Origin of the sequence: Fictibacillus sp. NPDC058756, from assembly GCF_042746035.1 — a bacterium.
GTDB lineage: Bacteria > Bacillota > Bacilli > Bacillales > Fictibacillaceae > Fictibacillus.
In genome coordinates, this window is the sequence record NZ_JBHYPU010000001.1 from 1,359,933 (window position 1) to 1,383,814 (window position 23,882).

The 23,882-nt window shown below is 37.4% G+C and carries 25 protein-coding genes, 1 pseudogene and 1 riboswitch; of the genes and pseudogenes, 17 read left to right on the top strand and 9 right to left on the bottom strand.

The window, feature by feature from the left end:
• Positions 1-414 precede the first annotated feature (414 nt).
• Positions 415-1,188 carry a 2-keto-4-pentenoate hydratase gene (locus ACFW35_RS06750; RefSeq protein ID WP_379844618.1) on the bottom strand — a complete coding sequence of 258 codons (774 nt, stop codon included), beginning with the start codon at positions 1,186-1,188 and terminating at the stop codon, positions 415-417.
• A gap of 465 nt (positions 1,189-1,653) precedes the next feature.
• On the opposite strand from ACFW35_RS06750, the gene ACFW35_RS06755 reads away from it, so the two are divergent.
• The 5 genes and pseudogenes from ACFW35_RS06755 (at position 1,654) to ACFW35_RS06775 (ending at position 6,922) form a co-directional block, all read left to right on the top strand.
• Positions 1,654-2,841, top strand: a complete 1,188-nt coding sequence (locus ACFW35_RS06755) for an iron-containing alcohol dehydrogenase (RefSeq protein ID WP_379844619.1) — start codon at positions 1,654-1,656, stop codon at positions 2,839-2,841.
• 179 nt (positions 2,842-3,020) lie between these two features.
• Positions 3,021-3,539 carry a YbaK/EbsC family protein gene (locus ACFW35_RS06760; protein WP_379844621.1) on the top strand — a complete coding sequence of 173 codons (519 nt, stop codon included), beginning with the start codon at positions 3,021-3,023 and terminating at the stop codon, positions 3,537-3,539.
• Between the two features lie 564 nt (positions 3,540-4,103).
• A pseudogene (locus ACFW35_RS06765) lies at positions 4,104-4,487 on the top strand (sigma-70 family RNA polymerase sigma factor); the annotation flags it as partial.
• A gap of 83 nt (positions 4,488-4,570) precedes the next feature.
• A complete protein-coding gene (locus ACFW35_RS06770) occupies positions 4,571-4,852 on the top strand; it encodes a small, acid-soluble spore protein, alpha/beta type (RefSeq protein WP_379844623.1) in 282 nt (93 codons plus the stop codon).
• Between the two features lie 288 nt (positions 4,853-5,140).
• The gene (locus tag ACFW35_RS06775; RefSeq protein ID WP_379844625.1) at positions 5,141-6,922 is read left to right on the top strand and encodes a M3 family oligoendopeptidase; all 1,782 of its coding nucleotides are present in this window, start codon (positions 5,141-5,143) and stop codon (positions 6,920-6,922) included.
• Between the two features lie 327 nt (positions 6,923-7,249).
• Here ACFW35_RS06775 and pssA read toward each other — a convergent pair whose 3' ends face one another.
• The 7 genes from pssA to ACFW35_RS06810 form a co-directional block, all read right to left on the bottom strand.
• On the bottom strand, positions 7,250-7,795 hold the full coding sequence (pssA, locus tag ACFW35_RS06780; RefSeq protein WP_379844627.1) for a CDP-diacylglycerol--serine O-phosphatidyltransferase: 546 nt from the start codon (positions 7,793-7,795) through the stop codon (positions 7,250-7,252).
• 126 nt (positions 7,796-7,921) lie between these two features.
• Positions 7,922-8,275, bottom strand: coding sequence for a monovalent cation/H(+) antiporter subunit G (mnhG, locus tag ACFW35_RS06785; RefSeq protein WP_379844629.1), 354 nt, complete (start codon positions 8,273-8,275; stop codon positions 7,922-7,924).
• A complete protein-coding gene (locus ACFW35_RS06790) occupies positions 8,247-8,537 on the bottom strand; it encodes a Na(+)/H(+) antiporter subunit F1 (RefSeq protein ID WP_379844631.1) in 291 nt (96 codons plus the stop codon). Before ACFW35_RS06790 ends, mnhG begins: the two co-directional genes overlap by 29 nt.
• A complete protein-coding gene (locus ACFW35_RS06795; RefSeq protein WP_379834892.1) occupies positions 8,534-9,010 on the bottom strand; it encodes a Na+/H+ antiporter subunit E in 477 nt (158 codons plus the stop codon). Before ACFW35_RS06795 ends, ACFW35_RS06790 begins: the two co-directional genes overlap by 4 nt.
• A gap of 4 nt (positions 9,011-9,014) precedes the next feature.
• On the bottom strand, positions 9,015-10,490 hold the full coding sequence (locus ACFW35_RS06800) for a Na+/H+ antiporter subunit D (protein ID WP_379844633.1): 1,476 nt from the start codon (positions 10,488-10,490) through the stop codon (positions 9,015-9,017).
• Complete coding sequence (locus ACFW35_RS06805) at positions 10,483-10,821, bottom strand: Na(+)/H(+) antiporter subunit C (RefSeq protein ID WP_379834889.1); 339 nt, start codon at positions 10,819-10,821, stop codon at positions 10,483-10,485. The genes ACFW35_RS06800 and ACFW35_RS06805 overlap by 8 nt, the downstream gene beginning before the upstream one ends.
• Positions 10,821-13,160, bottom strand: a complete 2,340-nt coding sequence (locus ACFW35_RS06810; RefSeq protein WP_379847410.1) for a Na+/H+ antiporter subunit A — start codon at positions 13,158-13,160, stop codon at positions 10,821-10,823. Before ACFW35_RS06810 ends, ACFW35_RS06805 begins: the two co-directional genes overlap by 1 nt.
• A 178-nt stretch (positions 13,161-13,338) precedes the next feature.
• Here ACFW35_RS06810 and ACFW35_RS06815 point away from each other — a divergent pair, with 178 nt between their 5' ends.
• Positions 13,339-13,800: a hypothetical protein gene (locus ACFW35_RS06815; protein ID WP_379844634.1), complete on the top strand. Its 462-nt coding sequence runs from the start codon at positions 13,339-13,341 to the stop codon at positions 13,798-13,800.
• Here the strand turns inward: ACFW35_RS06815 and ACFW35_RS06820 are convergent.
• Positions 13,775-13,918 (bottom strand): sporulation histidine kinase inhibitor Sda, encoded by a 144-nt coding sequence (locus tag ACFW35_RS06820; RefSeq protein ID WP_066291173.1) that lies wholly within the window; start codon positions 13,916-13,918, stop codon positions 13,775-13,777. The genes ACFW35_RS06815 and ACFW35_RS06820 overlap by 26 nt on opposite strands.
• 409 nt (positions 13,919-14,327) lie before the next feature.
• On the opposite strand from ACFW35_RS06820, the gene ACFW35_RS06825 reads away from it, so the two are divergent.
• From ACFW35_RS06825 to ACFW35_RS06875, 11 genes are all read left to right on the top strand, one after another.
• Positions 14,328-14,843, top strand: coding sequence for a YqeG family HAD IIIA-type phosphatase (locus ACFW35_RS06825; protein ID WP_379844636.1), 516 nt, complete (start codon positions 14,328-14,330; stop codon positions 14,841-14,843).
• Positions 14,840-15,943 carry a ribosome biogenesis GTPase YqeH gene (gene yqeH, locus ACFW35_RS06830; RefSeq protein ID WP_379847411.1) on the top strand — a complete coding sequence of 368 codons (1,104 nt, stop codon included), beginning with the start codon at positions 14,840-14,842 and terminating at the stop codon, positions 15,941-15,943. Before ACFW35_RS06825 ends, yqeH begins: the two co-directional genes overlap by 4 nt.
• Positions 15,944-15,957: 14 nt before the next feature.
• Positions 15,958-16,785: a shikimate dehydrogenase gene (gene aroE, locus ACFW35_RS06835; protein ID WP_379844637.1), complete on the top strand. Its 828-nt coding sequence runs from the start codon at positions 15,958-15,960 to the stop codon at positions 16,783-16,785.
• Between the two features lie 2 nt (positions 16,786-16,787).
• Positions 16,788-17,078 (top strand): ribosome assembly RNA-binding protein YhbY, encoded by a 291-nt coding sequence (yhbY, locus tag ACFW35_RS06840; protein ID WP_379834881.1) that lies wholly within the window; start codon positions 16,788-16,790, stop codon positions 17,076-17,078.
• 12 nt (positions 17,079-17,090) lie between these two features.
• Positions 17,091-17,669 (top strand): nicotinate-nucleotide adenylyltransferase, encoded by a 579-nt coding sequence (locus ACFW35_RS06845; protein WP_379844639.1) that lies wholly within the window; start codon positions 17,091-17,093, stop codon positions 17,667-17,669.
• Entirely contained in the window at positions 17,662-18,234 is a 573-nt protein-coding gene (gene yqeK / locus ACFW35_RS06850; protein ID WP_379844641.1) for a bis(5'-nucleosyl)-tetraphosphatase (symmetrical) YqeK, read from the top strand. Before ACFW35_RS06845 ends, yqeK begins: the two co-directional genes overlap by 8 nt.
• 14 nt (positions 18,235-18,248) lie before the next feature.
• Positions 18,249-18,617, top strand: a complete 369-nt coding sequence (gene rsfS, locus ACFW35_RS06855) for a ribosome silencing factor (protein WP_066291153.1) — start codon at positions 18,249-18,251, stop codon at positions 18,615-18,617.
• Positions 18,617-19,357: a class I SAM-dependent DNA methyltransferase gene (locus ACFW35_RS06860; protein WP_379844643.1), complete on the top strand. Its 741-nt coding sequence runs from the start codon at positions 18,617-18,619 to the stop codon at positions 19,355-19,357. The genes rsfS and ACFW35_RS06860 overlap by 1 nt, the downstream gene beginning before the upstream one ends.
• 106 nt (positions 19,358-19,463) lie before the next feature.
• Entirely contained in the window at positions 19,464-20,828 is a 1,365-nt protein-coding gene (locus tag ACFW35_RS06865) for a sigma-54 interaction domain-containing protein (RefSeq protein WP_379844644.1), read from the top strand.
• Between the two features lie 311 nt (positions 20,829-21,139).
• The gene (locus ACFW35_RS06870; RefSeq protein ID WP_379844645.1) at positions 21,140-22,534 is read left to right on the top strand and encodes a GntP family permease; all 1,395 of its coding nucleotides are present in this window, start codon (positions 21,140-21,142) and stop codon (positions 22,532-22,534) included.
• A gap of 27 nt (positions 22,535-22,561) precedes the next feature.
• Entirely contained in the window at positions 22,562-23,347 is a 786-nt protein-coding gene (locus tag ACFW35_RS06875; RefSeq protein WP_379844647.1) for a 3-hydroxybutyrate dehydrogenase, read from the top strand.
• Positions 23,348-23,416: 69 nt separating this feature from the next.
• Positions 23,417-23,618, top strand: a riboswitch (cobalamin riboswitch).
• Positions 23,619-23,882 lie beyond the last annotated feature (264 nt).

The following is a 23,882-nucleotide window of genomic DNA, read 5'->3' on the forward strand; positions in this document are numbered from 1 at the left end:
AACATTAGTTACATGGAGTTGTTCTCACCATGTTGTATAATGAAAGCAACTTAATCAAATAATAAAACCCCTCAAATTAATTCTTAAACTGCCTTGTAGTAGTCTTTAAAAAAACATACAAACACCATATAGTCGATGAAGACCAAGATACTCAAGCTGAACTAAATTTTATTTTTCTTCTCCACTTAAATAATTCAGAGAAGACCCTGAGATTCTATATATCTCGGGGTTTTCTTGTTGCTAATAATTTTATTATGTTAACTGTAATGTGTGAAGATTCGTGGAAATCTAGTACATAATTGGTTGGGTTATTAACCTATCTTTTTACTCCTTTATGCATAAAAAAAACTACACTTCCAATTGTTAGTGCTGTCTAACAATTGGAATGCAGTTCAGAAATATAGGTCTTTTGTTTCATTCATAAACACTAAGATTTACTTCACCAAAGTAATCAAAACAAGCTCGATAAGTGCCAATTGTTAGTGGGATGGGTGCAATAAATGTCCCTGATGAAATAATCATTCCTCTAAGAAGAGTTTTTCCCTGTGCAGATAGCGTATTATTAAGCCATAAGACAGCATTTAATGGATTGTCTAAAACAAAATTAGATTGTCCATGGGCTACTTCTTCATCGTTCAAAAAGAGGGTAACAGCTATCTCATCTAACTTAATGCTTGAGTTTAATTTTTTTGGGGTACCAGCAACTATTCTTCCTGTAACTGCGTTATCCATTATCAGCTCGCCAATCGAAATCTTCGGGTACCAATTTTTTATCCGGCTATCGGGTATTTCAAGCCCCGGAGCAATTAAACTCTTTTCGATAATTTCAGATGGATCAGCAAAAGCCGAAATGTCCTCTGTTATTTTAAACATTAACTCCGTTTCCAATAACGGGTCGAAAAAGTCTTTTCTGCTTACAACACCGTCTTCAATAATTGTGTTTTCCGTTAATGTCCCATATACAGGGGAATTAGTGTTAAAAACTTTTTGAAGGCCTTTATTCGTTAAGCTGATTTTATAACCTTTGACATGATGATGATATTCCTCGATCCCTCTTTGAATATATTCATTTTGGACATTGTAAAAAGATTCTTCTGTAGAAAAGCTCTCCGGATCGATGAAAGGAAGTGGCTGTTTATTCTTGCGAGCAGTTATTAATGACGACACGATTTCTTGAGTTTTATCCATAAGAATGATGCCCCTTTTCATATATGTTTATTAATAATGTTCTAACCAATTTCTAAAGCACCTGCATAAATTTTGGCCTTTTTTACTGTGACTAATAAATATTGGAATTTACTAAGCAAAATTCAGAAAACCTATGTAATTCTAATAAGAGAAGAATAATAAAAATATATAAAAATGATTCTTATATTCTTACAAATGCACTTTAAGTTTTTATCTTAAGGACAAGTAGTTTTGAACAGAAATTGTTGTCATCGGAAATAGAGACGGCAACCGTTATCCCCATCCCATAGGGTGGGTTACTTTTTTCGTTGATAATAAAAAGAGCTATGCTGCAAAGATTATCATAGCAATATAGGGTTTTGGATTTGCAGGACATATTCATTTTTATAAAATTAAGACAATTTAGTTTAAATGTACTTCTTTTTCCATTATGATGATGAAAAGAACTGGGAAGGAGTTATGTTCATGAACCACATCGAATTTAATCTGCCAACCATCATACGAGCTGGAAACGGTGAATTTCAAAAAACAGGTACATACTTAAAAGAATTCATAAAGGGAACTCGAATCTTTATCGTAACGGACCCTGGAATTGAGCGAGTTGGGTTTGTAAAGCAAGCTATCCAAATGTTAGAACGACTAGGCTATGAAACCCGTACGTTTAATCAAGTGAAGCCAAATCCACGGGATATCGATTGTAAAACTGGCGGGGAAGCAGCCAGAGAATTTCGTGCGGATGCCATATTGGCAATAGGCGGGGGATCAGTTATTGATTCAGCGAAGGCGATTGCAATTTTGCAGTGCCTAGGTGGCAAGCCGCAGGATTACGCTGGGCGAAATAATGTTCCTGAAAAAGTGACCCCAATCGCTGTTGTTCCGACTACTGCTGGAACAGGTGCAGAAGTGACACGTTCTTCGGTTATTACGGATACGGCAAAAAAGATTAAATTTACCATCAAGGATGTAAATATCGCACCTGCTTTAGCGATTGTGGATCCCGAGCTTACCTATGGATTACCTGCCCACTTAACTGCATCCACAGGAATGGACGCTTTGGTGCATGCAATAGAGGCCTATACTTGCAAACTATCAAATCCCATTTCAGACGGTCTGGCATTACAGGCAATGAAACATATCTATCCTTATTTAAGGACAGCTGTAAATGATGGAAATAATCAAGAAGCCCGTTACAACATGATGGTTGGATCCACTCTTGCAGGCATGGCTTTCTCCCATGCAGATGTAGCATCCGTTCATTGCATGGCTGAGGCGATCGGTGGATTATATGATACGCCACATGGGGTCGCAAATTCGATGTTCCTGCCATATATGGTCGAATTCAATGCAGGAGCGGATCTTAAAAAACATGCAACGATTGCGAGGACGATAGGTATCGCCCCTCCAAACGATTCCGATAAGGATGCAACTGCTCGCCTTGTAGAGGAATTAAAGCAGCTGGCTTCCGATTTATCAATCCCAACATTCCACTCATTACCTGGGGTGAACGAGAATGACTTCGATTATCTTGCTGAGTCATCGTACTTGAATGGTTCTACACCAAGCAATGCAAGGGAAATAACAAAAGAGGACTATCTGGAACTATTTAAGATTGCTTACTCCAAAGAGTATACGAGAATTAGCCTGCAAAAATAAGGTTGGATCAGGTTCTCTGAAATGAAGAAAAACCAGCAATAGCGGGCTTTTCTTCATTTGTCCCTTTCTTCTAACTGAAATCATTTTCGCCAAGCTATAATGTCGAGAGGCTAATATTGCTTTACCTTATTAAAGCAGTATCATTTGACGTAATATCGTAAAAGGGAAGGATGAATAAGATGTCATTAGAAAGCGTATTAACTCATTTTAAACAGTGGAATCGTGAAGGTGATGTGTTGGAGTTTGAAACATTAAGTGCAACGGTTGAGCAGGCAGCTAATACAATTGGCGTCATCCCTGCTCGAATTGCAAAGACGTTAAGCTTCAGGGGGGAAGGGAACGAAGCCATCTTGATCGTTGCAGCCGGTGATGCAAAAATCGATAACAAGAAATTCCGCACCACATTTGGATTCAAGGCACGTATGCTAACGCCAGAGGAAGTGATAGAGCAAACCGGACATGTGATAGGTGGTGTTTGCCCTTTCGGGTTGGAAAACGAAATGGACGTTTATCTAGATGTCTCGATGAAACGTTTCAAAACCCTTTTCCCTGCATGTGGAACCAGAAACTCTGCTATTGAACTAACATGTGATGAATTATTTCAATATTCATTGGCTAAAGATTGGGTAGATGTTTGTAAAGGATGGGAAGAGTCCCAGCTTATTGAGACAGTAACAGTAAGCAACGATGGACTTTGAATAAATCCTTAAATTATTGAACATGAATCAATGTTTCAAAAACAAATATTACCTCTCCATGGAAACGTTCAAAGGAATTGTTTACTCTAAATAAAGGTGAAATGAAGCACTGAAAATAATGATCAGTGCTTTTTTTATGGCGAGTTTGTTACTTAGTTATTTACTGAAGTATTCAGGAGTAAGCTCTTTTTATTTTATTCATCAACAAAAGGGCAGGAGTTGATGAAGGAGAAAATTTAATCCAGAGGGAATAAGTAATATATTCTAAGCAATATTTATTGGTTATCGACTGTCGTGTCCGTTATAAAAAAAAGTCACTCATACTTCATGTCGTAAGAGATAAAAGTATATAAAGACCACATTCAAATCTATACATTCTAAAGTAATTGATTAATGTTTTTAAACATCAATACATGGAGATGTTCATGTTATATAATGAAAGCAACTTAAGAAAATAATAAATCCCCTCAAATAAACCTTTATTACTCTTGTAGTTTTGATATTCAAAATACAATTCTAAACATCCCACCATTTACTTACAATTATTCACGCTATGTTATTGACATTAGAATCGAAATATTAATGCATTTAAGGGCATTAAAGAAAACGAAAAAAGACGTATCACTTCACGACCCAATCGGAACGGACAAAGAAGGAAATGAAATTACGCTCATTGATGTCTTAAAAGCTGAAACTGAAGATGTTGTTGATGCGATTCAATTAAAAATGCAAAAAAAGAAAATTTACGATTATATTCATGTTTTGGATGACCGGGAAAAAGAAGTAATTGTTGGACGTTTTGGCTTGGATCTGCAAAAAGAAAAGACACAAAGAGAAATTGCTAAACAGCTGGGGATCTCAAGGAGCTATGTTTCACGGATTGAAAAGAGAGCGCTCATGAAGCTGTTCCATGAATTCTACAGAAGCCGTCAGCAATCTGAACGGTAATATATCTGAACAAAAGGCTGGTAACATTTACAGCCTTTTTATTTTTTACTTCGGGCAAACTAAAGAAAAAAGGAGTTTTTTAAATGGCAAGAAGAAAAAGACAGCCTATCGTACCAGAAGCACGTGAAGGACTGGATAAATTAAAAGCAAAAGTAATGAGAGAAGCGGGATACAAAGTTTCTGACCAATCCCCGGATGATGTGAAGTATGAAGTCGCTAAAGATATGGGTGTACAGCTAGGAAAAGGCTACAATGGGCAGATCACTTCAAAAGATGCAGGGCGTGTAGGGGGACAAATTGGCGGAAGGATGGTTAAAGAACTAATACAGCAGGCAAAAGCAAACCTTGGTAAACAAGCCCGTTAAGAATAAAAATGGATAACTGTGTTTAAATCGTAAAAACAGGGAATAGAATAGGTAAAAACAGGAGGCGTTGAGATGCAGGAAGCTGTTTTATACGGATCATTCGTAGTGATGTTAGCCTATTTTATTTATGCGGCAATCGCAGAATAATAAAAAATCTCTCCAAATAGGGGAGTTTTTTTATGTGAAAAAAATAAAATTGAATAAAAATAAACTTCATAGTCGATTTTTGTTTGAATATTTTTTATAATAAGAAAAGAGTGTAAATACATACATAATAGGGGGAAGAATATGCTATTACAAGATTTAAGGCAAACATGGGAACTTGATTCTGTTTTTCCTGGCGGCAGTGAGTCAAAAGAGCTATTAGCAGAAATAAAATGGGCGGAAGAGGAAGTTAAAGTCCTTGCAAAAAAAGCAGATGAATTTACATTTTCAAATCAAAGCTTTTTAAACCTGATTTCAGACATGCAAAGTTTTTCTGAAAGACTTTCAACTACAGGTTCATTTGTGGGTTGTTTGATCGCACAAGATGTTAAGGATAAAAAAGCGATGGCACTACGCGGGCGATTAGAATCTGTATATGCTTCGTTTTCCAATGTGGGATCAGCACTTGATAAGCAGTTGATGGAAATCTCCGAAGATACATGGAAAGAAGTACTCAGCATGCAGGAGTTTAAAGATATCACATTCTCACTTAACGAGAGAAGAATGCAAGCTAAAGAAAAACTGGGCATTTCCGAAGAATCTTTAATCAATGATCTTGCAGTAGATGGATACCATGCATGGTCAACGCTTTATGATTTAGTAGTAGGAAGAATTAATATTAAAGTTGAAATCGACGGAAAAGAAGAAGAATTATCTGTTGGTCAAGCAGAAAACAAATTTTCTAATCCTGATCGTAAAATAAGAAAAGATACATTCGAAAAGTTCGTTGAGGCATGGGATAACGAGGGAGAATTTTGCGCAGCATCACTTAATCACATTGCTGGATTTAGAAATGAGATCTATAAACACAGAGGGTGGAAAGAGACGTTAAAAGAGCCTCTTGCGATCAACCGTATGAAAGAAGAAACACTTACGGCCATGTGGGACGCTATTTCATCACAAAAAGATATTTTTGTGAAATATCTAGATCGTAAAGCAGAATTACTCGGTTTAGAAAAGCTAAGCTGGTACGACGTTGATGCACCGCTTTCTTCTGCAAACAGCAAGATGAGCTATGATGAATCGGCTCAGTTTATCGTTGAACATTTCCGTTCGCTTGCTCCTAAAATGGCTGATTTCTCAGAGAAAGCTTTTCTTAAAGGATGGATTGAAGCAGAAGACCGTGCTGGAAAAAGACCTGGAGGTTTCTGTACAGGTTTCCCGACTAAGAAAGAAACTCGTATTTTTATGACGTTCTCTGGTACGCCGAGCAATGTTTCTACATTAGCACATGAGCTAGGCCACGCATTCCATTCAGATGTATTGAAAGAATTACCTTATTATGCAACGAATTATGCGATGAACGTTGCTGAAACAGCATCTACTTTTGCAGAAATGATTGTTGCAGATGCTGCTGTTACAAATGCAAAAACAAAAGAAGAAAAGATCGCTCTTTTAGAAGATAAAGCTCAGCGTTCTGTAGCCTTCTTTATGAACATCCATGCACGTTTCTTGTTTGAAACAAGAATGTATGAAGAAAGAAAGAACGGTCAATTATCAGTTGAGCGTCTGTGTGAATTGATGGAAGAAGCTCAAAAAGAAGCATTTAATGGAGCTTTAGCTGAGTATCATCCTTATTTCTGGGCATCTAAACTTCACTTCTACATTACAGATGTACCGTTCTATAACTTCCCGTATACATTCGGATATTTGTTCTCAGCTGGAATCTACGCAAAAGCGAAAGAAGAGGGACCTTCATTCGAAGAGAAATATATCGCGCTTTTACAAGACACAGGAAAGATGGAAGTAGAAGAACTGGCACAAAAACATTTAGGAATTGATATTACGAAGCAAGATTTCTGGTTAAAGGGAATCGAATTGGCAGCTGCAGATGTAGAAGAATTCCTTGAATTGACTCAAAAATAATAAAAAAAGGCTGTTTTCGTAAACATTGTTACTTTTGAATGTGGTTAATTTCCGCTCTTTGTGGCTCGCTTTCCGCAGGGCGTGAGGTGAGCTCCCTCCGTACTGCGTACATTGATTGGTCTCACCTGCCCCGCACATCCTGCAGGACAAGTAAGGCTTCGAAAGCGTTACATCGCACGAAGAAAATGTGATTTTTATTTTCGAGGAGTCTCGTCCTTCCGCTCCAATTAACATGCAGTGAAGAACTTTTGAATATCTCTTAGTAGCAACAATCTTTTAGAAATGAGCCTAATAAAAAAACCGCAGATTCATATTCTGCGGTTTTTTTTATCTCTTTTCTATGGATATTGTACTGATCATTAATATGGCCAAACCGATTGTCAGGAACATATAGAAGAATCCTGGTAAAAAGTTAATTGCCAGATATGCCGCAGCCATTAAACATCCAGCAACCGTAATCGGCACTCCAACAAACGATCCTGTGAATTCTGTAATGTTAAATCGTGCTAGACGAATTGCTCCGCATACGATAAATATAATCGTGAATATAATGCCAGGAACACCAAACTGATGAAGTACAGCTTGGTAAATTAAAAATGCCGGTGCGATGCCAAAGGAAATTAAATCACAAAGTGAATCCAGTTGTTTACCAAACTCGGATTCAATATTCAGTTTTCTTGCAACCATTCCGTCAAAACGATCAAACAAACAAGCTAAAAAGATTAAGATAAATCCGATTTTCAAATCACCATTCATCATAAATAACAAAGCTAAGGCGCCTAGTGATAAGTTGATCAATGTTAAGAAGTTTGCAGTTTGTCCCTTCACTTTCTTAACAGTGGAATCAATGCGCTCTCTTTCAATCATAAACATTCGATCACTCCTCAAATGGAACACAAGCAGGATATAAATATATCCTGCTACGGTTAGTTGCTTAAAAGTATATAACCATTTTATTCATTATATGCCAATTAGGCACTGTTTGAAAGAGCAAAAAGTTTATGATTTCTTAATATTGTTATTTTCTTCCAGATGATTATAAACGGTCTTTTCGGATAATGGCACTCCTGTCCGGTAGGCAGCTCTAGAAATCATATGACCTGCAACTGGTGCTGTCAGGAGGACAAATAGAATTCCTAAGATCAGTTTTCCGCTGAAAACATTCATATCTGAATAGACATAAATAGCAGAGCCGATAAGGACGCCAGACACACCTAATGTTGAACTTTTAGTTGCTGCATGAAGCCTTGAATAAACATCTGGAAAACGAAGTACACCTAACGTTCCGGATAAAATAAAAAAGGTGCCAATGATAAGGAAAAAACTAATCACGATCTTGATCAATGATAACACCCTTTTCCAAGAATTTTGCAACAGCGACGGTTGCAATAAAAGTCAATATTCCGATAAGCAGTATAATATCGTTCAATTGAACTGTATCTAATAGGATTGCCATTAACCCGGTAATCGCAATCAGATTAATACCAATTGTATCAAGTGCAACAACACGATCAGGGTTCGAAGGGCCGACAATTGCTCTGTATAAAAGAAGAAGAATAGAGATGGTTATCACGAACAAACAAATATAGACAACCATAGAAAACCAATCTGTCATCGTGTTACCTCCCTTATTGCTTTTTCAAAAGTATCTTTAATCCCAACGATCGTTTGATTTACGTCAGGCAGGTCTATAGCATGAATATAAATATATCGCTGGTCTCTTGAAACATCTACAGAAAGTGTCCCTGGAGTAAGTGTAATTAAGTTAGCGAGCAAAGTAATTTCCCAATTCTTTTTAACATCAATCGGCAATGCGATAATTCCTGGCTGGAAATCAAGTTTGGGCTTGTATACCCATTTTAGTACTTCGATATTGGCTAAAATTAATTCCTTTATAAAAAGAAAGATTAAATATCCGATAGCTTTAACATGTTTAAAGTAATAGGAATCCGGTATAAAGCGATTAAGCAGAAACAGCAGCGCCGCCCCAATCACAAATCCTACCAAAAAACTTGCGAATGAGTAGCTCTCAGATAAGAACATCCAAATGACGCCGATCAGCAAATTCAAGATAAGTTGAAATGTCATGGAACTACTCCTTTAAAACAAAATCAATATAGATTTGAGGGTCGATAAGACTATCAGCTGCAGATTGGATATATGGATAGAACCATTCAGCTCCTACCCCAAGCAGAATTGAGATAGCGATTAATAATCCAGATGCGGCTAGCCCGGAGCGTCTAACTTTTTCCTTAGGCTCTTCTTTAACCTCACCCCAGAATGCTCCAATAAAAATTCGGATTACTGAAAACAAGATTAACAGACTGGATAAAAGCCCGATCCCGGCAGCCATATAATGTTCTTCGTCAAAAGCACCTCTTAAGAGAAGGTACTTGCCGATAAAGCCGCTAAAAGGAGGAATCCCCGCAAGTACGAGGGCAGCGATGAAAAACATCCATCCTAAAAGAGGGGATGTTTTAATATATCCGCCCATCTTATTCAAATTGGAAGTGCCTGCATGCCATACGAGTAAACCCGCAAGGAAGAACAATGCGGCTTTTATTGCCATATCATGCACAAGATAATAAATCGTACCAGCAAGTGATTCAGCTGAAAATGTTCCGATCCCAAGAAGCATGAAACCAATCGCCGGCATAATGTTGTAGGCAATAATCAGCTTTACATTTGAAGTAGATAAAGCTCCTATTACTCCGATCAGCATCGTAATCGCCGCAACCCATATGAAGAATGTATGCGTCAGCTCAAGTTTGTGAGAAAAAATAAGTGTATAAACTCTAAGCATAGAATACACGCCAACCTTAGTCAGGAGAGCTCCAAACAAAGCCGAGACAACAGGGGATGGAACGATATATGACTTTGGCAGCCAAAAGTATAGCGGAAACAAGGCCCCTTTGGTTGCAAATACCACAAATAACAATATGGCTATCCCTGTTAATATGCCTTGCTGCTCAACCTCTGCTACACGTTCACCGAGCTGTGCCATGTTAACAGTACCAGTTACTGAGTAAAGAAAAGCAACAGTAGTTACAAATAGAATTGAAGAAAATAAGTTTAACAATATATACTTTACAGATTCACGAAATTGATGCTTTGATCCTCCAATGATGATTAGCCCATATGAAGCCATCAAAAGAACTTCGAAAAACACAAACAGATTGAATAAGTCACCTGTCAAGAAGGCTCCGCTCACCCCAGCGATCAATAGAAAGAAAAGGGGGTAAAAATAATGCTGCACCATCTTGCTGTTAACAGAAGAGGATGCAAAGATTACTGCAGCTAATGCAATAACATTTACAGAAAGTATCATAATAACAGAAAGCTTATCTGCTACAAGAATGATTCCATAAGGTGCTTTCCAAGCTCCTGTTTCAAGAATCAGAGGATTATTTTTAAACACATAATAGCTTAAGTAAATGGATACTCCTAAACTTAGAAATACTGTCAAATATGAAATTTTCATTGTCAGCTGATGCTTTTTATTAAAGAAAACGAGAAGAGCACCAACGAACAATGGAATAAAGATTGGCAAAAATACTAAATTACTCATCATCGGTTCCCCTTAGCTGATCCATCATGTCAGTCTTATTGCTCTGGTATGTCCGGTACGCAAGCACCAGCAAAAAGCTGGTTACACCGAAACTGATTACGATTGAAGTCAAAATAAGCGCTTGAGGAAGAGGATCCGTATACACTTTGATCCCTTTTTCCAAAATAGGCGGAGCTCCACGGTTTAATTTCCCCATAGTTAATATGAATAGATGTGCACCGTGAGAAAGCAGCGCTGTTCCCAGAACAATTTTTAAAAGCTGTTTTTGAAGCAAAAGATATACGCCGGCCGCAAATAAAGTTCCGGCAAGTATAGACATTACAATTTCCATTAGTGATTCATGTCTCCTTTATCCCGGTATTTTATCATGGCAAAAATGCCAAGCGCAGCTAGTCCAAGAACTGCAATTTCAAAAAGTGTATCCAAGCCGCGGAAGTCAACTAGTATTACGTTTACGATGTTATCTCCGCCGCCCAGCTTATAAGAATTATCAACAAAATATTTCGCGATGCTATCGAACGATTTTGAGCTATGTGAAGCAATAGCTACTAATGTAAGCAATGCACCTGTTGAAACGGCAATAATTAAATCGATAAGTTTTTCAGAGGTGCTTTTATCTGATTTCTTAAGTTTCGGCAAATGAGCAAAACATAATAAGAATAAGGCTACAGTTATTGTTTCAACGATAAGCTGTGTTAATGCCAGATCAGGCGCCCTGAAGAATACAAATAACAGGGAAAGTCCGTAACCTACCACTCCGATTACAATAATTGCAGCAATTCGCTGATTCATCCAAATGGTAGCAATTGAGGCTGCAGCCATCACAAAGCCAACGAGTACTTCTGGCCATGTAATAGGTGCCAAATCATCAACCGAAATTGTAAATCCGTCCGTGAAGTACATAAAAATGGTAGTCGTTACAACCAAAAATACTAAAATGATAGAAAAATACAAACGTAATGAACCTGTCATATAAAACTCAGTAAAAGATTTAGAAGTTCTTAATAATCCATAAACGATTGTCTGATACCAATGATCAGATGAAAGCTTCCCTGGAATCTTATTATAGACAGGCTGCCATCTCTTTAACGTGTATGCCAGCAAAGCACCAACACCTACAACTATTAAAGACATATAGAACGGTGTGTTCAGACCATGCCAGAATGCGAGGTGTGTATGAGGCAGATCTCCTGTTACAGCAGCAACTGCGGGAGCTAGTAATGGCTCATTAATAAGGTTTGGAAGCAGACCAACAGCAACAACAAAAATAATTAGAATGATTGGTGATAAAAGCATACCAATCGGTGCCTCATGCGGTTTTTTCTCTAATTGATCTGTTTTTTGTTTACCGAGGAATGTTCCAAATACCAAATACATGGAATAGACAAACGTAAAAATGCTGCCCAAAACAGCTAAAATAGGTATCCATTCAGCAAACATCCCAGCAAGTCCAGTTGATTGTTCTAATTTCAGCGAAGAATCAAAGAACATTTCTTTACTTAAGAACCCATTAAAAATCGGCAGAGGAACACCAGCCATTGAAAATGCTCCAATAAACGCAAGCGTAGCTGAAATCGGCAAAAAGGTATATAATCCGCCTAGTCTTCTTATATCTCTCGTTCCTGTTTCATGATCTACTATACCTGCAATCATAAACAGACTGCCTTTAAATGTAGCATGATTAAAAATATGAAAGATAGCAGCAAGAATAGCCACTCCTGTTCCAAAACCAAGCATCGCCATAATCATCCCAAGCTGACTGATTGTGGAGTACGCCAATATCCCCTTTAAATCGGTTTGTCTTGAAGCTAAAAATGAACCCAAACAAAGTGTAATCAGACCAATACCAGAAACGATAATAAAAAACTCATCTGTTCCGCTGAAGATTAACGAGAAACGGGCTACTAAATATAGCCCAGCTTTAACCATTGTTGCAGAATGCAAATATGCGCTGACAGGTGTAGGAGCTTCCATTGCATCAGGAAGCCAGCTGTGGAATGGGAATTGTGCTGATTTAGTAAAAGCCCCAATCAATAACAAAATTAGTATAAGAATAAACAGGTCACTTTCTAATATATCTGATCGGTTAGCGATCATCATCCGAATGCTGTTAGTCTCTGTTGTAATAGAAAGTAGAATAAGAGCACCAAGCATCGATAATCCGCCAAACACCGTTACAAGCATTGATTTTTGTGCACCGTAAGTTGAACGTTCACGGTAGAACCAAAAACCGATTAACAAAAACGATGAAATACTCGTAAATTCCCAAAACGTATATAGAACAAAAACATTATCCGACAAAACAACTCCGAGCATTGAGCCCATGAATAAAAGCAAGTAAACATAAAAATGTACTAGCTGTTCTTTTCGCGATAAATAAAAAATGGAATAGAGTACAACGAGTGAACCAATTCCAGTGATTAATAACGAGAACAGCATGCTTAGTCCGTCCAAATAAAAGCTTAACTGGATATCCAAAGAGGGAATCCAATCCGCAGTGCTTTGTACGATTTTTCCTTTCGCTAAAACAGGTAATTTAGAACAAAAAACAATAAATAGAACAGCTGGAACAGGCAATACTAGCCATCCAGTATGTATCCGGTTCACTTTTTTTGCAGACAAGCCTATCAGAAGAGCTGCTAAAAAAGGAAGCAGTATGTAAAAATGCAGCAACCGGTAAACCTCCTTAAAACCTAAAAATAGTCGTCATTTGTCCATTACATTGTAAGCAAAACCTTTCCGATTTAGCAAATCATTTACTGTAAAAAACTCTCTCAAAATAAGGTTTTCATGAACTCTTGAATATCCTTCCCGAAAAATACCTAACCTATTTGAGAGGTGATTGAAAATGAGACTACTACTTACATACGGATTACTTATCATTATGTTTCAATTAACAGGCTGTTTTAATGATTCTGTTTATAAAAAAGACAAAGACAGTCCTGTATTTCAGCCGAGAGAGTATTACAGAAAACATATCAGTTTTTCTGAAACAGGTGTATTTACTGCTTCTTCCCTCGCTGAAGAAATGAAAAATGAGATTACAAAAGACACTCTAGTGAAACATGCAATAGTAGTAAAACAAGACAGCAAATATTTAATAGCAATAAAAATAAAGGCTTATCATCAGAAGAAAGCAGAAGCCATAAGCAAACAATACAAAGAGTACTGGGAGAAAAAATGGAAGATTCCTGTGGAAGTAACATTTACCCCTAATGATTATCGTAAAGCGGAAAAATTGCTGCGCACAAAAAAAGAGCGTAATTTACGCTCTTTAAACAATCCTACATTAGAACCTGCTGCAATCTGACATGCAGTGATCTTCTATCGATTTCTTTTTTTATAAGTAAAATAAAGTCTTTGCTAAGTTTAAGTTCTCTAGCTTTCAGGTAAGATTCAATTAACAGGTCGTCCGAGAGTTTTTCCATAATATAGCCGTTTTTTAAGCGGCTTGGTCACCTCCTGTTTTTTCATTATAAATCTTCAATTTAAGTATTCTAAAATGCTATGGAATTCATAAAATGATAAGTTAATGTTTTATGTATCTGAAGCTTACCATGTATTGTAAAATAGAACAATCGTTCGTTTATCCACAGTGTTTGGTGGATAAGTTGTGGGTAAAGTGTTAACATCTTTAGAAAAGGTAACTAAATACTAGGTGGATAATGTGAATAAGATTATCCACATTGTAGAGCAGGGGAACAATTTGTCGAAAACTTTTTTTAGCAAGGGCGAAAAAGAATTTCTTTTGTCTAATAAAGTTGAAAAACCGTTTGTTCTTCCTTACATTACTGGTAAAATAGAAACGTTCATTAGGAAATGTGAAGAGGTGCTAGAATGTTAAAACATTTTTTGCCGGATCAGCATGTTCAAAATATATTGGACATTACACCGGAAATGTTAGTAGAACGTGGAGTGAAAGGGATTATCACCGATTTAGATAATACGCTTGTAGAATGGGACAGGCCCGAAGCAACTCCTGAATTAATTAAATGGTTCACTTCTATTAAAGAAAAAGGCATTTTAATAACAATTGTTTCAAATAATACTCAACAAAGAGTAAAAAGCTTTTCTGAACCTGTAGGGATTCCATTTATCTATAGTGCAAGAAAACCGATGACCAAGGCTTTCAAAAGAGCGCTGAAAGATATGAAATTAAAAAATCAACAGGTTGTTGTAATCGGCGATCAGTTGCTGACAGATGTACTTGGAGGAAACAGAATAGGATTACATACAATTCTTGTTGTTCCTGTAGCGAGCAGTGACGGATTTTGGACAAGGTTTAACCGTAAAATTGAACGTATTATATTGTCTTGGATGAAAAGAAAAGGCATGATTCATTGGGAGGAATAGGTTTGGAACAAATAAAGTGTGTGGGCTGCGGTATTTCCATACAAACCGAGGACAAAGAAGCGCTTGGATACGCACCTCTTTCGGCATTAACGAAAGAGCTGCCTATTTGCCAGCGCTGTTTTCGTTTAAAACACTATAATGAAATAAACGATGTGAGTTTGTCTGATGACGATTATCGCAAAATTGTCTCCAGTATTGGAGAGGAAGATGCACTCGTTGTAAAGATTGTAGATATTTTCGATTTCAATGGAAGCTGGCTGCCTGGCCTTCACCGTTATGCTGGAAAGAACCCTATATTACTTGTAGGTAATAAGCTGGATCTCCTTCCGAAATCTGTAAATCCTAACAAAGTTATTCATTGGATGAAAAAAGAAGCGAAAGAGCTAGGGCTGAAGCCGATCGATGTTCAGCTTATTTCTGCTGAAAAAGGATATGGCATTGAAGAATTAGCTGATAGCATTGACCAATACAGGCAAGGCAGAGATGTTTATGTAGTAGGCTGTACAAACACAGGTAAATCTACGTTCATAAACAGATTGATAAAGCAGTTTGGAGAGGAAACTTCCGACTTTATTACAACGTCTCACTTTCCTGGAACAACTCTGGACTTAATCGATATTCCCCTTGACGCAAGAAGTCATATGTATGATACACCTGGAATCATTAATCATCACCAAATGGCCCATTATGTATCTAAAAAAGAACTGAGTATCATAATGCCCAAAAAAGAAATCAAACCAATGGTGTTCCAGTTAAATGAAATGCAGACTTTATTCTTTGGCGGACTTGCAAGAATGGATTATTTGAAGGGCGGTAAACAATCCTTTGTTTGTCATTTTTCTAATCATTTAAACATCCATCGAACGAAGACTGAAAAAGCAGATGAATTATATGAAAAGCATCTTGGTGAAATGCTGGCTCCTCCAGAAGATACAGCTAATTTCCCAAAACTGAGACGCTATGAATGGATGATAAAGGAAAGCAAAACAGATGTGGTTATTTCAGGATTAGGATGGGTTACTTTCCCTGAAGCAGGTGCTAAAGTTGCTTTCTACGCTCCAGAAGGTGTATCAGTTACGATTCGAAAATCCTTAATTTAAGGAGGATTTTATAGATGATAAAAGCATTGGTTATCGGAGATCCAATAGAACATTCGTTATCGCCCGTGATGCAAAACGAAGCTTTTGTACAAGCGGAAATTCAGGGATCTTACGAAAAAAAGAGAGTGACTTCGGAAGAATTGCCCTCTTTTATACAGTTTTTAAAAGAGAGTGATTACGCGGGCTGCAATGTTACCATTCCGCATAAAGTTGCAGTTATTTCTTTTTTAGATGAAATCGATCCAGAAGCAGAAAAAATAGGAGCGGTTAATACTGTTGTAAATAATAATGGAAAACTGATCGGGTACAATACCGATGGAAAAGGCTTTTTATTAGGTCTGAAAGAAAAAATCAGCAGACCAATAAGTGAGATGAATATTCTTTTAGTTGGAGCAGGAGGAGCTGCGAGGTCGATTGCTTATGCACTTTTAAAAGAAAATCCAAAAAAGCTTTTTATTGCAAACCGCTCAGCAGAAAGATTAACCCTTTTAGTAAAGGATTTAAATAATACATGTGTAGAGCCCTTATCATTAAAGAAAGCGGAGAGTGAATTATCCCGTTTTGATATATTGATTAATACTACGAATGCAGGTATGCATCCAAATATTGAAACAATGCCTATAAAATTAGCTCAATTGAAACATGATACTGTTGTATGTGATATTGTCTATAATCCGCTTCAGACGAAGTGGCTGCATACAGCAGAAAGTAAAGGTGCCATTATAGATAACGGCGTCTCAATGCTTGTCATGCAAGGTGCAATGGCATTTGAAAAATGGACAGGCACTTTTCCGGATACAAAAAAAATGAAAAAAGCAGTCATTGAACAGCTCAGGAGGTAATTATGCTAACAGGAAAACAAAAACGTTTTTTACGTTCAAAAGCACATCATATTCAGCCCATCTTTCAGGTAGGAAAAGGCGGAGTGAACTCGAACTTGGTTAAGCAAGTAGAGGAAGCGCTCGAAGCACGAGAATTAATTAAAGTGAGTGTTCTTCAAAACTGTGAAGATGATAAAGAGACGGTTGCAGAAGAACTTTCAACTGGATCAAAAGCTGAGCTGGTACAAGTTATTGGAAGTACGATTGTCCTTTATAAAGAATCCATCAATCAGAAACGTATTGAACTCCCATAAGGAGTGAGTGACTTGGACAAACATATCGGTCTTTTTGGGGGAACGTTTAATCCGCCGCACATTGGGCATTTAATTATTGCCCAGGAAGCATTAAAACAGCTGGATTTAGATGAAGTGTGGTGGATGCCTGCTTCTAATCCTCCGCATAAGAAGAAAGTGGAAGATGTTTCAGACGGACATCGCATAGAGATGGTTAAGAAAACGATTGGAAACAATAATCAATTCTCCCTTTCTTTACTTGAGTTTGAGAGAAGCGGTCCTTCATATACTATTGATACAATCCGGCTCTTAAAAGAGAAGTTTCCAAAAAAGGAATTTACTTTTATTATGGGCGGAGATATGGTTCACTCTCTAGGCAGCTGGCATCAAATCGACCAGCTGAATGAGCTTGTCCAATTTGCAGGAGTTGGCCGTGAAGGCTTTCCGGTTGATGAACATTGGGAAAGGTATCACGTGAAACTTGTAGAAATACCTAATATCGGGATATCATCTACATTTATTCGTTTAAGGGCAAAAAAGAACGAAAACATTCGTTATTTTGTTGCAGATGACGTCTGGAAGTATATTAAGGAGCACTTGCTTTATGGATAGAAATAAAGCACTTGAAATAGTTAAAAAACATTTAACTGAACACAGATATATACACACATTAGGTGTGTTAGAAACGAGTTTGAAATTAGCACAGCTGTATGGCGCTGATTTAAATAAAACAGAAACCGCAGCCATTTTTCATGATTACGCAAAATTTCGTCCCAAAGATGAAATGAGAGAAATCGTTAAAAATGAAAACCTTCCACAAGATCTTTTGCTTTTTGGAAGTGAAGTGCTGCATGCTCCAGTTGGTGCTTTCTTAGTAGAGAAAGAAATTGGTATACAAGATGAAGAAGTTTTAAGTGCCATTTATTATCATACAACGGGAAATGGTAATATGAACACATTAGAAAAAGTCATTTTTTTGGCTGATTATATTGAGCCAAACCGTCAATTTCCAGGAGTAGAAGAAATAAGAGAAGAAGCTGAAAAAGATTTAAATAAAGCCTGTTTAATGGCTGTAAAAAACACTATAAATTTTTTGATGAAGCAAAACCAAAAGATCTATCCGTTAACCCTTGAAACTTATAATGGTCTAATGGATAAGACTCAAAATAAAAAATAGGAGGAGTGCATTGGATGAATGTTAAAGACCTTATGGAATTAGTTGTTAAAACAGTAGATGATAAAAGGGCGGAAAATATTGCTGTTTTAGACATGGAAGGAATTTCTTTAGTCGCAGATTATTTCGTAATCTGCCATGGTAATTCGGAAAAACAAGTACAGGCAATTTCAAAAGAGCTAAAAGATGTAGCTCTAGAAAACGATATTCAATTGCGCAGGATGGAAGGGTATGACCATGCTCGCTGGGTATTGATTGATTTAGGAAATGTAGTCGTACATGTCTTTCACCGTGATGACCGCAGCTATTATAATCTAGAGAAGTTATGGGGAGATGCAAATTCTGTAGATGTTGACGCCATTCTTGCACCCCAAGAAAATATGTAATGAGTTATCAGCAATTCGCTTATCTTTATGATGAATTAATGGCAGATGCACCATATTCGAAGTGGCTGTCATTTATTAAAAATGCTGTTTCTGCTTATCACCCGAATACCATCAGGTTATTAGACGTAGGCTGCGGAACTGGTTCGATCCCAATCTTGCTGGCCAAAGAAGGATTTGAAGTTACTGGTGTTGATCTCTCTTCAGATATGCTTATGGTTGCAAAAGAAAAAGCTGAAAATGAAAATGTTGCACTTTCACTTTTTCAGCAGGACATGAGAGATCTGGAAGGGTTGGGATCATATGAGTGCGTGACAATTTTGTGCGATTCCCTTAATTATATTTTAACGGAAGAAGACGTAAAACAAACCTTTCTTTCAGCATGGAATCATTTAGAACCAAATGGTTTGTTTCTTTTTGATGTTCATTCCTTACATAAGGTCAATCATATATTTATTGGCAATACTTTCGGCAGTAATAATGAAGAGCTTTCTTACATCTGGCAATGCTATCAAGGTGAATACGTTAATAGTGTAGAGCACGATTTATCTTTTTTTATTCTAAACAAAGATAACTATGAACGATACGACGAATTACACATTCAAAGAACGTTTTCAGCAGAAGAATATTCTAAATGGCTTAAAGAATGTCAATTTGAAGTATTGAGCATAACAGCAGATTTTGAAGATCAGAATCCAAAAGAACAAAGTGATAGAATATTGTTTATTGCAAAGAAATCCTAAAGACAGCTATATGCTGTCTTTTTCCATATTAATAAATATTCTTTGTACGGTACAATAGGTTACAAATAAAAGCAGTACGTTTTCTAGGAGCGAGGTATAGGACGCCATGTTGAATAATGACCCTTTGTTAAAACACAATATTTTAGAGACTATTATTGACAGTGCTTACGAATGGATTGTTGTAGTTGATCACGAAGGTATCGTTCAATACATGAACAAGACCTATTGTGAGTTTTTAGGTGAAAATCCGAGAGAAGTAATCGGTAAGCATGTAACAAATGTGATAGAGAATACAAGGATGCATAAAGCAGTGCTTCAAGGGAAAGTTGAGATCGCTGATTTGCAGTTTATCAGGGGAAATTATATGATTGCAAACCGAATTCCTATTTTTCATGAAGGAAAAGTTATCGGTGCAGTAGGAACTGTAATCTTCAGGGATACAGAACAATGGAAGAAAATGAATTCCCATATTAAAGCACTTTTGCATGAACTTGATTTTTATAAAAAAGAATGGCATGAAATAAATGGAGCAACTTATACCCTCAATGATTTTATAGGAATATCCCGTGAGGCTGAAAAAATCAAAGAGCGTGTAAAAAACATCGCGAGTGGTGATTTATCAGTCTTAATTCGCGGTGAAAGCGGCACAGGAAAAGAATTACTTGCCCATAGCATACATCAGCTGAGTGAAAGAAGCGCTAAGCCATTTATAAAAATAAACTGCGGAGCGGTACCAGAACATCTATTTGAATCTGAGCTTTTCGGCTATTCTGAAGGCGCCTTTACTGGGGCGAAAAGAGGTGGAAAACCAGGTAAGTTTCAGATGGCTGACGGAGGCACATTATTTTTAGATGAAATTGGGGATCTTCCGCAAAATATGCAAATTAAACTTCTCCGTGTACTGCAAGAAAAAGAAGTGGAGCCTGTGGGTTCATTAAATTCCCATAAAGTAAACGTTAGAGTCATTGCAGCAACTAACCGTCCCTTAGAGCAGCTTATAGATAGTAATAAGTTTCGAGAAGACTTGTTTTACCGAATCAATGTTTTGCAGATTCAAATACCGCCGCTTCGTGAAAGGAAAGAAGATATATGGCCTTTAGCCGAAAGCTTCATTCGGTCTAATTGCAGGGAGACGGGAAAAAGGATTGTGAAAATTGATGATGATGTTAAAGAAGCTTTTCTTCAATACACTTGGCCAGGAAATACGAGAGAGCTGAAAAATTTTGTTGAGGCCGCTATTCAGCTGACACAAAGTGACCAGATTTCTCTTGACGCTTTTCCGGATTTTCTTCGAGAGAAACTCGGAGTTCATGAAACTCAAAAATCATTAAAAGATTATGTTCATGAAACGGAGAAAAAAGTAATTTCATCTTATTTAAAAAAGATGGACGGAGACATAAAAGCTGTAGCTAATGCTCTTGGCATCGGAAAAACAAATTTGTACGATAAAATAAAAAAATATAAAATATAAATCAATTTTTGTATTCCGAAAAACCGGAAAACCATTCCGTTTTTTCGGAATTGTTCATTTTATTAACTTTTGACTGCTAGTATAGAGAAAAATAAAAAAATATAGAGAGTAGTAAGCGTTTTTTGGTATTATTTTTCCGATTTTTCGGAATATATAGAGCGAGAATTCATGTGGTTTGCGGGTTTAATAATTGGCACAAAACTTGCAATAGTATAATTGGGAGTATATTAGTAGAAAGGAGATTACTTATTTAAAAATGTAAGCGCTTTTATGAATTCGGAATTTTTATTTAAGAAATGGGGGAAAGAAAATTGGACATTATTATTATTTTATTATCATTATTTTTCCTGATGTTTGTAGCTTATCGTGGTTTTAGTGTCATTTTATTTGCACCGATTGCTGCCTTGTTTGCTGTTTTGCTAACAGAACCAGGCCATGTACTTCCGTTTTTCTCAGGTGTATTTATGGAGAAAATGGTTGGCTTTATTAAGTTATACTTTCCGGTCTTCTTGCTGGGAGCAATATTTGGTAAGGTCGTCGAGATGTCTGGATTTGCAAAATCAATCACTCAGTTTGTAATCAAACTAATCGGACCGTCGCGTGCAATGCTGGCAATTGTACTGGTAGGAGCTATTCTTACTTATGGCGGGGTATCACTTTTCGTGGTGGCATTTGCACTTTATCCATTTGCTGCAGAATTATTTAAGCTTGCAGATATTCCTAAGAGGCTTATTCCCGGAACAATTGCACTTGGTGCCTTTACATTTACGATGGATGCTTTTCCAGGAAGTCCTCAGATTCAAAATATTATTCCGACATCATTTTTCGGAACAACCACGTGGGCTGCACCTTGGTTAGGATTTATAGGCGGTTTGTTTGTTTTTATTCTTGGGATGGTTTACTTAGAATGGAGACGAAGACAGGCAGCAGCTAAAGGTGAAGGGTATGGTACAGGCCATAGCAACGAACCCGAGAAACTCGAATCAGAGAAGCTCCCAAATGCTTTTATCGCGATCTTGCCTCTTATTTTAGTAGGTATTTTTAATAAATGGTTTACGGTTCTTATACCAAAATATTATGGTAAGACATTTGATTTCTCAGCAATTGGTATGAAAAATGTACCGGAGATCCAAATTCCAACACTTGCTGCTGTATGGGCTGTTGAAGGAGCTCTAGTTATTGGGATTATCACAGTACTGCTGTCTTCTTTTAAAAGAATCAAGAACAACTTTAACAAAGGAATCAATTTATCCATCGGCGGTGCACTGCTTGCTACTCTAAACACTGCGTCAGAATATGGATTTGGCGGTGTTATCGCAGCACTCCCAGGTTTTGCAGCTGTAAACAATGCTATGTCAAATACGATAAAAGACCCATTAGTAAACGAAGCTGTTACAACCACTACGCTAGCGGGTATTACAGGTTCAGCTTCAGGCGGTCTGAGTATTGCACTGGCAACTATGAGTGAAACATATGTAGAACAAGCAAACAAGCTTGGAATCGATACAGAAGTTCTTCACCGTGTTGCATCCATGGCGAGTGGCGGCATGGATACATTGCCTCACAACGGTGCAGTAATTACTCTTTTAGCGGTAACCGGTCTAACTCATAAGCAGGCGTATATCGATATCTTTGCAATGACACTTATTAAAACAGCAGCTGTATTTGTTATCATCGGATTGTACTATATGTTCGGGATTGTATAAGTCATTTAAGTTAAGGAGCGGATATCTGTGGAATCGTTCGTAAAAGATAAAGTTGTTTTTATTACAGGGGCAGCAAGCGGAATCGGTCTTGAGTTAGCTAAATCATTTGCTCAGAACGGCGCAAAAGTTGTAATAAGTGATCTGAATGATGAGAAGGCAAAGGCTTCTGCTGATGAACTTAACAATAAGGGATATGATTGTTTAGGATTAGGCTGCAATGTAACAGATGAAGACGATTTGAGGGGTGCACTCGATGAAACACTTCAGCACTATAATCGGATTGATGTATTGATCAATAATGCTGGACTGCAATATGTATCACCGCTAGAAGAGTTTCCAACTGAAAAATTTCAGCAGCTGATAAGTGTAATGCTTACAGCTCCATTTATGGCAACGAAGCACGTGTTCCCAATCATGAAAAAACAAGGGTTCGGACGTATTATCAATATGGCATCTATTAATGGACTAGTAGGATTCGCCGGAAAGGCAGCTTACAACAGTGCTAAACACGGCGTTATCGGTTTAACGAAAGTAGCCGCTTTAGAAGGGGCCGAATATGGCATAACGGTAAATGCTGTTTGTCCTGGTTATGTAGATACTCCACTTGTTAGAGGTCAGCTTGAAGACCTTGCAAAAACACGTAAAGTGGAACTTGAAAAAGTTTTAGAAGAAGTAATCTATCCTTTAGTTCCTCAGAAACGGTTATTAGATGTACAGGAAATTGCTGATTATACGATTTTCCTCTCAAGTGAAAAAGCGAAAGGTGTTACTGGCCAAGCGATTGTAATTGATGGAGGTTATGTGGCACAATAATAGAAGTCTTTGAAAATGCTTTTTCATTGACAATTACTATATTTGGTGTCAAAGTAAATGATACAAACCTATATATGGAGATTTCAGGTGCCGGCTTTAATCCGGCTTAAAAGGGAATTCGGTGAAATGCCGAAGCTGTCCCCGCAACTGTAATTGTGGACGAAATGGAACTGCCACTGTACTGATTAGCTATGAAAATGGCTGCTGTATGGGAAGGCCCAAAGTAGGATGAAGCATAAGCCAGTAGACCTGCCTGAATCTCTTGTTTTCTTTTCCTCGGGGATTGGGAGAAAGAACGGTATTTAACTCAAGCAATAGTCTTGTAAGTTTTCTATACGTTCCTTACCCCTCTTCCTGATGAAGAGGGGTTTTTATTATTGGCTTCTTTCTAAAATTGGTGCATTTTTTTCTTCCTATACAAGTTGATTGAAGCGTAAGGTGTGAGACTCATATGGGACGAGCGGTCAGGTGGAGACTCCTAATGGCGCAAAGCGGCAGGAGGCTCACCGCACGCCCCATGGAAAGCGAGCAGCCT

Coding starts and splice junctions, on each gene's coding strand:
- ACFW35_RS06750 (WP_379844618.1), bottom strand. CDS start 1,188: ATGGATAAAACTCAAGAAATCGTGTCGTCATTAATAACTGCTCGCAAG.
- ACFW35_RS06755 (WP_379844619.1), top strand. CDS start 1,654: ATGAACCACATCGAATTTAATCTGCCAACCATCATACGAGCTGGAAAC.
- ACFW35_RS06760 (WP_379844621.1), top strand. CDS start 3,021: ATGTCATTAGAAAGCGTATTAACTCATTTTAAACAGTGGAATCGTGAA.
- ACFW35_RS06770 (WP_379844623.1), top strand. CDS start 4,571: ATGGCAAGAAGAAAAAGACAGCCTATCGTACCAGAAGCACGTGAAGGA.
- ACFW35_RS06775 (WP_379844625.1), top strand. CDS start 5,141: ATGCTATTACAAGATTTAAGGCAAACATGGGAACTTGATTCTGTTTTT.
- pssA (WP_379844627.1), bottom strand. CDS start 7,795: ATGTTTATGATTGAAAGAGAGCGCATTGATTCCACTGTTAAGAAAGTG.
- ACFW35_RS06790 (WP_379844631.1), bottom strand. CDS start 8,537: ATGACAGATTGGTTTTCTATGGTTGTCTATATTTGTTTGTTCGTGATA.
- ACFW35_RS06795 (WP_379834892.1), bottom strand. CDS start 9,010: ATGACATTTCAACTTATCTTGAATTTGCTGATCGGCGTCATTTGGATG.
- ACFW35_RS06800 (WP_379844633.1), bottom strand. CDS start 10,490: ATGAGTAATTTAGTATTTTTGCCAATCTTTATTCCATTGTTCGTTGGT.
- ACFW35_RS06805 (WP_379834889.1), bottom strand. CDS start 10,821: ATGGAAATTGTAATGTCTATACTTGCCGGAACTTTATTTGCGGCCGGC.
- ACFW35_RS06815 (WP_379844634.1), top strand. CDS start 13,339: ATGAGACTACTACTTACATACGGATTACTTATCATTATGTTTCAATTA.
- ACFW35_RS06820 (WP_066291173.1), bottom strand. CDS start 13,918: ATGGAAAAACTCTCGGACGACCTGTTAATTGAATCTTACCTGAAAGCT.
- ACFW35_RS06825 (WP_379844636.1), top strand. CDS start 14,328: ATGTTAAAACATTTTTTGCCGGATCAGCATGTTCAAAATATATTGGAC.
- aroE (WP_379844637.1), top strand. CDS start 15,958: ATGATAAAAGCATTGGTTATCGGAGATCCAATAGAACATTCGTTATCG.
- yhbY (WP_379834881.1), top strand. CDS start 16,788: ATGCTAACAGGAAAACAAAAACGTTTTTTACGTTCAAAAGCACATCAT.
- yqeK (WP_379844641.1), top strand. CDS start 17,662: ATGGATAGAAATAAAGCACTTGAAATAGTTAAAAAACATTTAACTGAA.
- rsfS (WP_066291153.1), top strand. CDS start 18,249: ATGAATGTTAAAGACCTTATGGAATTAGTTGTTAAAACAGTAGATGAT.
- ACFW35_RS06860 (WP_379844643.1), top strand. CDS start 18,617: ATGAGTTATCAGCAATTCGCTTATCTTTATGATGAATTAATGGCAGAT.
- ACFW35_RS06865 (WP_379844644.1), top strand. CDS start 19,464: ATGTTGAATAATGACCCTTTGTTAAAACACAATATTTTAGAGACTATT.